Origin of the sequence: uncultured Anaerofustis sp. (assembly GCF_938029165.1) — a bacterium.
Classification (GTDB): domain Bacteria; phylum Bacillota; class Clostridia; order Eubacteriales; family Anaerofustaceae; genus Anaerofustis.
Genome location: NZ_CALHFB010000050.1, coordinates 206619 through 218809, shown reverse-complemented (window position 1 = coordinate 218809; position 12191 = coordinate 206619). Strand labels below are relative to the sequence as shown.

The window sequence follows — 12191 nt, the reverse complement described above, 5'->3', positions numbered from 1 at the left end:
TTTTAGGGGGTAAAAATGAGTATAAAAAGTATTAAAGAAATAAAAAGGCATGTGCTTGCGCTTATCGAAGAGTACACCGTCGGGGACAACTTTACGTCCGAAGACGACGATATAAACATTAAAATGCTTCCTTTGATAAACCTTCACTATATATTCCTCGCAAATCAAACGGGGATATTAAAGAAGAAGGTTATAAATGCGGAGGGTGATATGAATGAACAGGAGGGGTATACTTCCTACAGCGTATCTCCGAGATGTGCAAAGCTTATCCAAGTGGAAGTCATAAAAGGAAGTAAAAGGGATATAGATTATTACTATCTCAATAAGAGGCTTTATATAAAAAATGATTTTTGTGGGATAGTCGAAGTGACTTATAATGCTTATCCCGAAGACCTAACCGAGATAGACAGCTCCATGGTGGATAAGACGGAGCTTGAATTATCCGAAGACGCTGTCCTCGTACTGTGTTATCAGGTTGCGGGAGATATGTTAAAGACCGATGTAAGTGCAAACTATACAGCCTTTGAAAGCAAAGCGGAAAAGATAATTTCCGCAATAGATATAGATAAGAGCAATATAATCGGAGTAGTAAAAAATATAGGATATATCGGAGGTCTGTAATGGCGAGTACAATAGCGAAAACTTACGGGCGTATAAAGGGCGTGGACTTTTCCAGAGAGCCCAGGAATGTAGATGAGAGACGTTCGCCGATGATGGTGAACATGTGGAAAGATTACAGCTCCGACAGCGAATGTATCGTGACCAGAGAGGGTTTCAACATACTAATGGACTTTTCGGCTATGGTGGATGAACTTAATAAGCCTCCCGAAGAGACCGTCGACCCTGCTCCTCCCGAAGTACCCGATTTGCCTGAAGACCCTTCCATACAAGAAGTCCCATCGGCGGAAGAAGAAAGCGGAGGCAGTGAAATATCCGAAGACGTAAACAGTTATAACGATATATCAAAAGTAAACAGTGACGCCGATACATCAAAAGATTCAAATACTAATAACGATATATCGAATAATAGCAATAACTACGATATATCCGAAACAGACGAAAATTATGATATGACCGAGGTTTCAAGTGTTGATAAGGATATATTGCAAACACCGAGCATTCTTAACGATATATCGGAATTGGGCGGTACTGAGGGAAATACTGAGACAGGAAGCGGTGAAAGCGAAACAGGAGGAAATACCGAGCCGACCGGCACCGACGAGACACCGACGGACAGGACGGTTTACGGTATCCATGTATTCAGACATAGCGGTGAAAATCATGCTCTTGTTCATATGGGCAAGTATCTTATCCTTTGGAGTAAATTCCCCGAAAAGATAAAAGAACCCAAAAAGGATATGATATTAAGGACGGATATGAATTTGAACAGGTCACAGAGTTTTATGTATAACGACAACTTATACATAAACGACGGACATCTTTATTTAAGATACGGTCTCGGAAAGGCGACCAGCGGAGATAAGAAGCTTATAGAAGTATCCAATATAAATGAAATAAACAAAAAGATGAGAAGCATTGACGGAAGCACCGTAAAGACCGATAACGACTTGGACGTTCCATTTGTTCCCATTACTTCCGTTTCCCGTCTTCCAGGCGGCAGCGGAGATATGTATCAAAAGGTGAACGTTCTTACTCCGTGGAGGAAAAATCAGTTCAGTGCCGACGGTACGTCAGTTACTTATTCTCTCGATACCACAAATATCACTTATGATAATGAAGCGAAGAACGATATAAAGGTATGGATAAACGATACTTATATAACCGATACGAGCGAATATAAAATAACAGCCGTGAATGCGGAAACAGGTACCGTCACTTTCGCAAAGGCTCCTCAAAAGGCAGTTTCCGGTAGCGGGAATGTAGTCATATTATTTCAAAAACAAGTAGACGGATACAAGGAGAGGATAGATAAGTGTACTTTGAACACCGTATTCGACAACAGGGTATTCTTCAGCGGAAACCCGATTTACAGAAATCAGCTTTTTCACTGTGAACTCAATAATCCCGAGTACATATCCGACCTTGCGTATTATAAAGACGGCAGCGATAACGAAGGGATAAATTCCCTGGTAGTCGGAGGAAATACCCTTTGGGTATTCAAAGACGGGAAAGAGGGAGAAAACAATCTTTTTTATCATATCCCGAGCACCTCTTCCAATTCTATAGTCACTTCCACGGGCGAGACCGACACGGATACAATGAAGACTTATCCCGTAAAGCAGGCAAAGAGCAGTACCAGCTGTCTGGGAGGGGCTATAAACTTCCTGGACGACATATGCTTTCTTACCAAAGACGGGGTTTATGCTCTTCAGTATTCCAATTTAAGCAGCGATATATATTCTCTCAATTTCCTCTGCCCCAGGTCTACTCTGGTAAACCCAAGGCTTATCAACGAGACGGGGTACGATATTGCAAGCGTGGATATATATAAAGGGTATTTATGTATACTGTCTAACGGTCATATGTACCTTGCCGACAGCAGGAACACATACTCTTCAAACAAAGGATACGAGTACGAATGGTTCTACTTTGACCATTTGGTCGCAGGGGACGGCAAAGGTGTATACCTTAAATCCTTTGACGGAGACCTTTACTTCGCTACGGACAAGGGACAGGTGTGTGTGTTCACTTCTTCCACTTATAAGGACGGCGGTGAAAACATGCAGAATTACATCACTTTGAAAGCAGACAATTTCGGATACAACAACTTACTAAAGACCACCTCGAAAAGAGGAGGGATAGCAAAGTTCAAAGTAATGAGCAACTCTGCGGTAAATGTATTCGTAAAGACGGACAAGCAGAAGGACTATAAGTATCTCACCAGCTTCAAAAACAGTGGGTTCAAATTCCTCGACTTCACATTTACGGGGATGTCCTTCTTAGTGGATGTGAACAACAATTATCAGGTCGTTAAGACCAAACAAAAAAAATTCAACGAAATACAATTTCTATTCAGCGGAGAGACGCTTTCAAAGACAGCGAATATCCTGTCCGACGGCACAAGCGATGTACAAACGAAAACAGAGTGCAAGCCCTTCGGATTTTATTCATTTACTTTGGAAGGTTTCACCGGAAGTTATATAAAAAGGTAGGTGAAAAAATATGCCAATCAACAACATACCAAAATGCAATGCAAAAGTAACTCATGTAAGAGAGCTTGCGGATACTCCGAGTGCAGAACCCGCAAGGTTAAAAGAAGCCTTCGATTTGGGGGGCGAAGAGATAAAAGAATATATAAACGACCGTTTGGTCTTGGCTCTCGAAAATAATTTTAGTGCGGTGACTGCGGAGAAAAACAGCAGCTTTAATGAGCTAAATAATAAGATAGATACGAACAAAACGGAAACGGAAAAGACGATACCACATGTATATGTGAATTCGACGACCAAATCAGCATCACTTACGCCTGAGATCAGGTTCGTAAAGAGTACCGCTCCGACTACAGGCAACTACGGTGCATCTCTTCCCGCAGGCTCCATAGTGTTCGTTTATTAGGTGATACTATGGCAGAAGGAAAAATAAAAGGAAAGTATTCCGCGGGGAGCAGTGAGATATATCCCGAGCTTGTATGGGAAAGTAAAACAGACAAGGAAAAAAATAAATCTACGATAACATGCACCTTATATATAAGAGGCAAAGACGGTTACAGACATTACAATCTAAATAAGAATACAAAGACCATAACTTTGAGCGGGATAAAGAGGACCAATACCGCGACAACTTTCGACACCAATAAAAGCAACAGAAAGCTTATGTCGACGACATATACCGTAAGCCATGACTCTGCGGGGAAGTGTTCAATCACTCTTTCCGCAAAGCATATAAGCGGTATAAGCCTGAAAACGGGCACGGTAGCCTCAAAGAAAATCAATCTTCCAACCATAGTCAGGAAGTCAGTTATTCAAACACCGACAGTGATAGGAGGATACAAAGGGGTAAAAGTACCTTATAAAAGATATTACTCCGCGTATTCTCAGGACCTTACGGTTTCCTATTCGAGTTTTTCAAAGACTGTTAAAAATTATGTGAGCAATGCTCAGGTACTTTTCACCGACAGCGAAATAGATAAGCTTGAAAAGCTCATTGGAGATAAGACGACAATCACTTTCAGGTGTGTAATAAAGACAAGGCTCGGAAGTACCGCTCTCGGGGAGAGTGCTTATAACATAGAGACTTCATTCCCCAAGATAATAAAATATAAGGTATATGTGGTGCCTGTAAAGGGAAAGACGATTTACAATGCTGTTCCGTATATAAAGCTTAATGCAGACACAATAGTCAAATGCAAAGGGGTATACATAAAGCTAAACGACAAAACCATATATAAAGTAGGAGGAGATTAATGGCAAACAAGAGTTCAAATAAAAGTAAGAGCACAAATCCTTACAGCGGTCTCTCGGATTTGGCAAAGAAGTCAAAAGACAGCATGGACAAAGCTTTAAATAATTATTCTTCGTCTCAGACAAAGAATATAAATAACACTTTGGCTCAGACGACAAAAGAATACAATCAGAAAAAGACCGAAGCCGATAACGATGCGGCTACGCAGTCAAGAGCTGCCAACACCGATTATCTCAAGAGCATAAATCCTTACGGAGCCGGAGCGGAAGCTCAGGCAAGCGCGGGATTGTCGGGAAGCGGATACAGCGAAAGCACAAAATCGGCAAATTACAACACTATGCAAAACCGAGTAGCTATAGCAAAGTCCACGGCGGATAAAGCCAAGCTCAATTACGATAATCAAATAGCTCAGGCAAATCTTCAAAAGAATTCTCAGCTGGCGGAACTTGCTTACAATACCATGGCACAGAAGGCTGAAAATATGAATAATTATTTTAACAACAGGCTGAACATAACAAACGGAAGTACGAACTACAAGCTTGGGAATGCACAGCTGAAGATTTCAAAAGACCAGCTTAAGCTCCAGAAAGACGAGCTTAAATTCAATAAGAAGCAGGCAAAAAAGAATAGATAAAGAGGCGATTTGAGTTAATCTCTTATCGCCTTTTTTAGTATGGATAAGTTTGAAATATCCATAAAAAATATAGTTTGGAGGTAGAAATGAAAATAAAATACGGCAATACGGCGCGTATGCTCTTTTCCTTGAATAAATTAAAAATGCTTGATATGAGGATAATCGAAAAAGTTGTTTTTACATTCGGGAAAGGGAATAAACAGCTGATAAAAGAATACCCGGGAAGTGTAAAATACATTGACGATTACGGATTTATGGTGGAATTTTCTCAGGAGGATATGAGGACGTTCAACCAAGGGGACATCATAGAGTACGATGTAAAATGCGTATATCTCACGGGAGATGTGGTGTCTTCTAAAATCGGCGAGATTGAAATAGAAGAGGTCGTCAATACAAATGTATATTAAAGAGAGGTAAATATGTCGGAAATAATATTAACGGTAGACACCCCCGTCTTAAAGGGGGAAAAGGGCGATAAAGGCGAAACGGGAGTATTCGATTACGGTGAACTGGAGCGTATAGTAGAATTAAATTTAGGAAATAAGCTTGAAACCATAAATAAAACCTTAGCAGGCAAGGTAAATACGGATGAAAGCCACAGCATGGTAGACAATAATGTAATATCAACATTCGATGAGCTTGAGAAATGGGTGGACAATCCGTTTATAACAAAAGATGAAAACGGTAAAGATATCGAAGAACCGAGGACTATAGTAAAGATGTTTGATACAAAAATCGATAATGATGATATGGATAGTAAATTGAAAGAAACAAAGGGCGAACTTCAAAATTATATCGACGAAAAGATGCAAACCGCCGGTACGGGAGATATGCTCAGTTCGGATTTTGATAAAGACGGGGACGGGGTAATAGATTTAGCCGCTCATGCCGACGATGCATCCACCGTAAACGGTAAGACAGTTAAAACGTCAGTACCCGAAAATGCTTTATTTACGGATACCACATATGATGAAGCTGCTCCAGATAAAGCGGGGCTTATGAGTGCAGGAGATAAAGTCAAACTCAACGGTATTGCAAACGGAGCTACGAGGGTGGAAGTAGTGGACGCGCTGGACAGTATCGAGGCTTCAAAGGCTTTATCCGCCAATCAGGGGAAAGTTTTGAATGATAATATAAATTCTTTGGATATGAGTATAGATACCGCAAATTCAAACATAACATCGCTTAACGGCAGTGTAAGTACTTTAAATAACAATTTAAATACAACGGTAAATAATATAAATAAAGTTTCAAACAGAGTCCTCAGCGGATATGTCACGGCGTCTCAGCTTCCGATCAAAGCGGGTAATACCGCTTATCAAAAGACAATAAATTTCGGACATACCTTTTCTTCCACTCCTTCCGTAACGGTTTCTCCTTACAGTACGGCTTTAAATGCTTTCGCGAGTATTGGAGGAGATGTGTCGAAGAGCAGTTTTATATTAAATTACGGAAGGACGTCAGGTGCCACCACACCTTTTGGTGTATTTTGGATAGCGGTAGGAAATTAAAATAAACTAGAATAATAAATTACTTAATTATAAAGTAATTTTAAAAGGAGAAAATATGTCGGAAATAATATTAACGGTGGACACCCCCGTCTTAAAGGGTGAAAAAGGCGATAAAGGCGAAACGGGAGTATTCGATTATACTCATCTTGAAGATATCGTCGATAAACATTTAGATAATAGATTTCAGGGTGTGGAAGATAAAATATCCCAGAAAGCCGATAAATTTCCTGAAGGAAAAGACTTGGTGGATAAAAATGTGATAAAAACTTTTGCGGGTTTGGAACAGTGGAACGACAATCAAATTGTAAGTCGAGAGGGAGAACAAATAACGGAAGACATGACTATTATAAAAGTCCTAAATACAAAAGTAGATAATCAGGATTTAAATAATAAAGTAGAAGAAGCAAAAGGTGAATTCCAGACTTATATAGATGAAAAACTGGTAGCGTCTGGAAGCGGTGATATGCTTAAATCCGTTTACGACAAAGACGATGACGGTATCATTGATCTTGCAAAGCAGGCAGATAATGCTTCAAGGGTCAACGGAAAGACAGTCGGGACTTCTGTGCCCGAAAATGCGGTCTTTACGGATACTACATACGGTGAGGCAGCGGCTGATAAAGCGGGGCTTATGAGCATTAGTGATAAGGTAAAACTCAACGGTATCGCAAGCGGAGCTACGAGAGTGGAGGTGGTGGACGCACTTGACAGTATCGAAATAAGTAAAGCACTGTCCGCTAATCAGGGGAAAATATTAAATACTAATATTGGTACGCTAAACACTTCCCTTGAAGAAAATATAAATAAGGTTTCTTCTAATATAAATACTCTTGCAGGCAGAGTCGGTTTACTTGAAGAAGAGCAGAAAATACTATGGAGCGGGGGATTTTATATGCTTGAGACTCAAACTATTCAGTTATCTGAAAAAATATCACAGCAGAAAAACGGAATAGTACTTCTGTTCTCCGCTTATAATAATGAACCCGTAGATTGGGGGCTTCATAGCTTCTTTATCCCGAAAATCAATTATTTCGGCAGTACCTGGGCAGGTCAGGGGCTATGCTTCAATTTAATGATGACCGATTTCCTTGCTATAGGCTCAAAATATCTTTATATAGGTGACCAAAGTATTACAGGAGCCAGCAATAATATCAAAGTAGGTACTGCTTCGGGTATATCTTTTAGAAATAATTACTGGGTGCTCAGAGGTGTAATAGGCTGTTAACATTTTAGTAACATTATTAAATTTAATATGATCATATAAAAAATAATTTGCTCATGAAAAGGAGGATGTTTTATGTCGGAAATAATTTTGACCGTAGATACTCCCGTTTTAAAAGGAGAAAAGGGAGATAAAGGAGAAACAGGTTCATTCGATTACGGTGAGCTTGAGAGTATAGTAAAAAGAAATTTAGGAGATAAGTTTCAAAGCGTTGAGGATAAATTTGAGACTAAGGTAGATAAGGTTACAGAAAAGAGCCTTGTGGATGATAAAGTAATAAAAACTTTTGACGGACTTGAAAAATGGTCGGACAATCCGTTTATCACGAAAGATGAAAACGGAGAACCTATGGAAGAGGCAAGGACTATCGTAAAAATGTTTGATACGAAAATCGACAGTCAGGATCTTGATACAAAAGTAGAAGAAGCAAAAGGTGAAATGCAGATTTATATCGATGAGAAACTGGTGACCGCGGGTTCGGGAGATATGCTTAAATCCGTTTACGACAAAGACGATGACGGTATCATTGATCTTGCAAAGCAGGCAGATAATGCTTCAAGGGTCAACGGAAAGACAGTCGGGACTTCTGTGCCCGAAAATGCGGTCTTTACGGATACTACATACGGTGAGGCAGCGGCTGATAAAGCGGGGCTTATGAGTGCGGGAGATAAAGTAAAACTCAACGGTATCGCAAGCGGAGCTACGAGAGTGGAAGTAGTAGACGCACTTGACAGTATCGAGGTTTCAAAGGCACTATCCGCCAATCAGGGCAAAGTTTTGGGGGACGGTATACAAACGCTCGGTACCGATGTTACATCTATAAACACTAGGTTAGACGCCATTGAAGATATGTCTCAGCCGGTGCTGTTTGAAGGTAAGGTGAAAAGCGGTAGTATCACGCTTAATCAGAGCATGTATTCTTTTAAATTCTTAGTCTTTTATATTAAAAATGACAGCAGTGTAAAAGGATTTGGATACGGGCTTTTCCCTGTGATACAGCCGAACAGGCAGGAACAGTCCCTTCCTTTGATAATGGGAGACCCGTCGGATGTCAATACGCATGTTACATATATAGGTAAATTTTCGATTACCAATTCAACAACACTTAAATTTGAAGACGTAATAACAAATGTCGTTCACACGAGAGCTTCCAATCACAGCGGTGCGACCACTTATTATGTAAGTAAAATAATAGGCATCAAATAGGGGGTATTTATATGAATATAAAACTTGATGAGAAAAACTACATCACCGATTATGCGGTGACGGGCGATATCGATAACAGTATAAAAGCTGATATAGATAAAAATTTATTCGAAGATTATCCCAGCTTTTTATATAGATATGAAAACGGAAAAATAATCCTCGATGAAGATAAGAAAGAAAAATATTTACTCGATGTCGAAAAGCAGAAAAGGATAGAAAAACTCGAGGATGAGATTTATCATTTAAACCTGTGGCTTGAAGATTACGACAGGGAATATCAGATTTTTGAACGCTGTAAAAGGCTTGGAACAGGGTATGACAAAGATATCGAAGAACTTAATAAAGAAGCTTTGGTAAAGCAGAATTTGCTGAATGAGCTGAAAAGTGATATACGGTGTTTGATGTCTGAATAAAATATAAGTTATATATTAGTTTAAAGAAAGGATTTGTAAATCCTTTCTTTATTGTTTTTTTTTAATTTTTATAATGAAAGGAAGTGAAATAATGTTATGTCAGAAATAATATTAACCGTGGACACCCCCGTTTTAAAAGGAGAAAAGGGAGATAAAGGAGACACCGGTTCATTCGATTACGGTGAACTTGAGCGTATAGTAGAATTAAATTTAGGCGATAAGCTTGAAAAAATAAACAAGAGCCTTGACGGAAAGGTAAATACAGATGAAAGCCACAGTATGGTAGATAATAATGTAATCTCAACCTTCGGCGGTCTTGAAAAATGGGTAGACAATCCTTTTGTGACTAAAGATGAAAGCGGTAAAGATATCGAAGAACCGAGGACTATAGTAAAGATGTTTGATACCAAAATCGATAGTCAGGATCTGGATAATAAAATGGAAGAAGCAAAGGGAGAGCTTCAGACTTATATAGATGAAAATCTCGAAGCTTCAAAAAGCGGAGATATGCTTAGAAGCGTTTACGATAAAGACAGGGACGGCGTGGTAGATTTGGCAAAGCAGGCTGACAATGCTTCCACGGTAAACGGTAAGACCGTCGGAACTTCCGTACCCGAAAATGCTATATTTACGGATACTACATACAAGGAAGCTTCTTCCTCAGAAGCGGGGCTTATGAGCATAAGTGATAAGGTAAAACTAAACGGGATAGCAAGCGGAGCTACGAGGGTGGAAGTAGTGGACGCTTTGGACAGTACGGATATTTCAAAGGCTTTATCCGCCAATCAGGGGAAAGTTTTGAATGATAATGCAGAGCTTATTAATAATAGAGTTGCTGTACTTGAGCAAAGGAGAATAATAGAGACGAATCCAAGTTATCCTCATTTTGATAACGGCTGGACGTGGAGGAAATACAGTGACGGAACAGTTGTAATGTTTGGCAAAAAAACAGGTAAAATTGCTTTAACCACACGTTCAAATGACTATTGCTACAGAAATGCAGACCCTATTATGTTTTCCTATCCTTTTGAATTAGCTGAGATCATAAATGCATCAGTCGGAAAAAGCAACGGTTCTAACTGGTCGATTATGACTAATGTCGGTACTTCAAGTATAGGATTATGGATAAGAGATGTTATATCCGTAGCAAGTTATTCCTATACAGCTTGGATAAATATTTACGGTATATGTAAATAATAATTAAAATTATGACCTTTTAATATTGATATTTTAAAAGGTTTCGGAAAGGATGTTAATAAATGTCTGAAATAATATTAACGGTGGACACCCCCGTCTTAAAGGGTGAAAAAGGAGATAAAGGCGAAACGGGAGTATTCGATTATACTCATCTTGAAGATATCGTGGATGAACATTTAAACGATAGGTTCCAGGGCGTGGAAAGTAAACTTGATTTAAAAGTAGATAAATTTGATGGTAAAAGTATTGTAGATGATAAGGTTATAGAAACTTTTGACGGTCTTGAAAAATGGTCGGACAATCCTTTTGTCACGAAAGGTGAAAACGGAGAAGAAGTTAATGAAGACAGAACTATAGTTAAAGTCCTTGATACCAAAGTGGATAATTCGGATTTAGCCAATAAAATGGAAGAGGCAAAGGGAGAATTTCAGACCTATATAGATGAAAAGCTGGTAATGTCGGGAAGCGGAGATATGCTTAAATCCGTTTACGATAAAGACGGGGACGGGGTAATAGATTTAGCCGCTCATGCCGACGATGCATCCACCGTAAACGGTAAGACGGTAGAGACGTCGGTGCCCGAAAATGCGGTCTTTACGGATACTACATACAAGGAAGCTTCTTCCTCAGAGGCAGGTCTTATGAGCATAAGTGATAAGGTAAAGCTAAACGGTATTGCTTCGGGAGCTACGAGGGTGGAAGTAGTGGACGCACTTGACAGTACGGATATTTCAAAGGCTCTGTCGGCAAATCAGGGGAAAATGATCAATGAAAGTATAAATTCCATAAATGCGAATATAGATACCGCAAATTCAAATATAGCTTCACTTAATAGCAGTATGGAGAATATCGATACCAGATTAAATCAAGTCGAAAATGAAGATTGGGTAGAAATAGACCCGAACAGGATACATATAACCAAAGGTGAAAACTGCGGAGGCACTATTTTAAAACAAGCTTTATATAAAAACGGGTTCATTTCTTTGTATCTTACATGCTGGGCAAGCAAAACTCTTGCGGTAGGCGGAAATATAACAGCGACCATCACATTTGATGACTATGAAATCGTGAGTGCAAATGTTCCTACAGCTTCTTATGCTGGTACTACCGCATTGATCACATCATTTACAAATGAAGGGGTATTGAACAGCAGGATACTGGCAAATCAATATACAGGAACTTCACAGGGTGGTTCCTATGGGATACATTTATTGATACTTGCAAGAAAGAAATAAAAATATATAAATTATTTTAAAATTTTATAAAAATAAAAAAGGGCAGACAGCCCTTTTTTATTTATGAAAGGAGGGAATATGACACCGAACACAGAGATAAGTATGTCGCTTTTGATATCTATTGTTTCGATTTTTTGTGTGGTGATGAGCTTTGTAAGGACGAGTAAAAAGGATACTTCAGAGAACTTGAAAGAGCAGATGAAAGTAAGCGTAAAGCTGGATACTATCTGTAATACCACAAACGAGACGAGGAGCGATATAAAGAGTATAAACAAACAAATAAGTTCGCTTCTGGAAACACAGATACTTCAGGGACAGGAGATAAAGACTATGTGGAGAAAAGTGGACGAGCACAGCGAAAAGTTAAACGAACATGAAAGTAAGATAAACGAACTGGAAAAGGAGGTGTAG

At 39.3% G+C, this 12191-nt stretch carries 13 protein-coding genes; all 13 read left to right on the top strand.

Annotation, left to right across the window (positions count from 1 at the left end; genetic code table 11):
* Positions 1-15 precede the first annotated feature (15 nt).
* The 13 genes from Q0516_RS10100 (at position 16) to Q0516_RS10040 (ending at position 12191) form a co-directional block, all read left to right on the top strand.
* Positions 16-621: a hypothetical protein gene (locus tag Q0516_RS10100; RefSeq protein WP_294465531.1), complete on the top strand. Its 606-nt coding sequence runs from the start codon at positions 16-18 to the stop codon at positions 619-621.
* A complete protein-coding gene (locus Q0516_RS10095) occupies positions 621-3113 on the top strand; it encodes a hypothetical protein (RefSeq protein ID WP_294465528.1) in 2493 nt (830 codons plus the stop codon). Before Q0516_RS10100 ends, Q0516_RS10095 begins: the two co-directional genes overlap by 1 nt.
* A gap of 10 nt (positions 3114-3123) precedes the next feature.
* Positions 3124-3516 carry a hypothetical protein gene (locus Q0516_RS10090; protein WP_294465524.1) on the top strand — a complete coding sequence of 131 codons (393 nt, stop codon included), beginning with the start codon at positions 3124-3126 and terminating at the stop codon, positions 3514-3516.
* Positions 3517-3524: 8 nt separating this feature from the next.
* Complete coding sequence (locus Q0516_RS10085; protein ID WP_294465521.1) at positions 3525-4364, top strand: DUF859 family phage minor structural protein; 840 nt, start codon at positions 3525-3527, stop codon at positions 4362-4364.
* The gene (locus Q0516_RS10080) at positions 4364-4996 is read left to right on the top strand and encodes a hypothetical protein (RefSeq protein WP_294465519.1); all 633 of its coding nucleotides are present in this window, start codon (positions 4364-4366) and stop codon (positions 4994-4996) included. The genes Q0516_RS10085 and Q0516_RS10080 overlap by 1 nt, the downstream gene beginning before the upstream one ends.
* An 86-nt stretch (positions 4997-5082) precedes the next feature.
* Positions 5083-5403: a hypothetical protein gene (locus Q0516_RS10075; RefSeq protein WP_294465516.1), complete on the top strand. Its 321-nt coding sequence runs from the start codon at positions 5083-5085 to the stop codon at positions 5401-5403.
* A 12-nt stretch (positions 5404-5415) separates the two neighbouring features.
* Positions 5416-6507 carry a hypothetical protein gene (locus Q0516_RS10070; protein ID WP_294465513.1) on the top strand — a complete coding sequence of 364 codons (1092 nt, stop codon included), beginning with the start codon at positions 5416-5418 and terminating at the stop codon, positions 6505-6507.
* Between the two features lie 55 nt (positions 6508-6562).
* A complete protein-coding gene (locus Q0516_RS10065; RefSeq protein WP_294465510.1) occupies positions 6563-7732 on the top strand; it encodes a hypothetical protein in 1170 nt (389 codons plus the stop codon).
* A gap of 72 nt (positions 7733-7804) precedes the next feature.
* Complete coding sequence (locus tag Q0516_RS10060) at positions 7805-8935, top strand: hypothetical protein (protein WP_294465509.1); 1131 nt, start codon at positions 7805-7807, stop codon at positions 8933-8935.
* An 11-nt stretch (positions 8936-8946) separates the two neighbouring features.
* A complete protein-coding gene (locus tag Q0516_RS10055; protein ID WP_294465506.1) occupies positions 8947-9348 on the top strand; it encodes a DUF2977 domain-containing protein in 402 nt (133 codons plus the stop codon).
* A 96-nt stretch (positions 9349-9444) separates the two neighbouring features.
* A complete protein-coding gene (locus Q0516_RS10050; protein ID WP_294465501.1) occupies positions 9445-10545 on the top strand; it encodes a hypothetical protein in 1101 nt (366 codons plus the stop codon).
* Between the two features lie 62 nt (positions 10546-10607).
* On the top strand, positions 10608-11780 hold the full coding sequence (locus Q0516_RS10045) for a hypothetical protein (RefSeq protein ID WP_294465496.1): 1173 nt from the start codon (positions 10608-10610) through the stop codon (positions 11778-11780).
* Positions 11781-11858: 78 nt separating this feature from the next.
* The gene (locus Q0516_RS10040; RefSeq protein WP_294465493.1) at positions 11859-12191 is read left to right on the top strand and encodes a hypothetical protein; all 333 of its coding nucleotides are present in this window, start codon (positions 11859-11861) and stop codon (positions 12189-12191) included.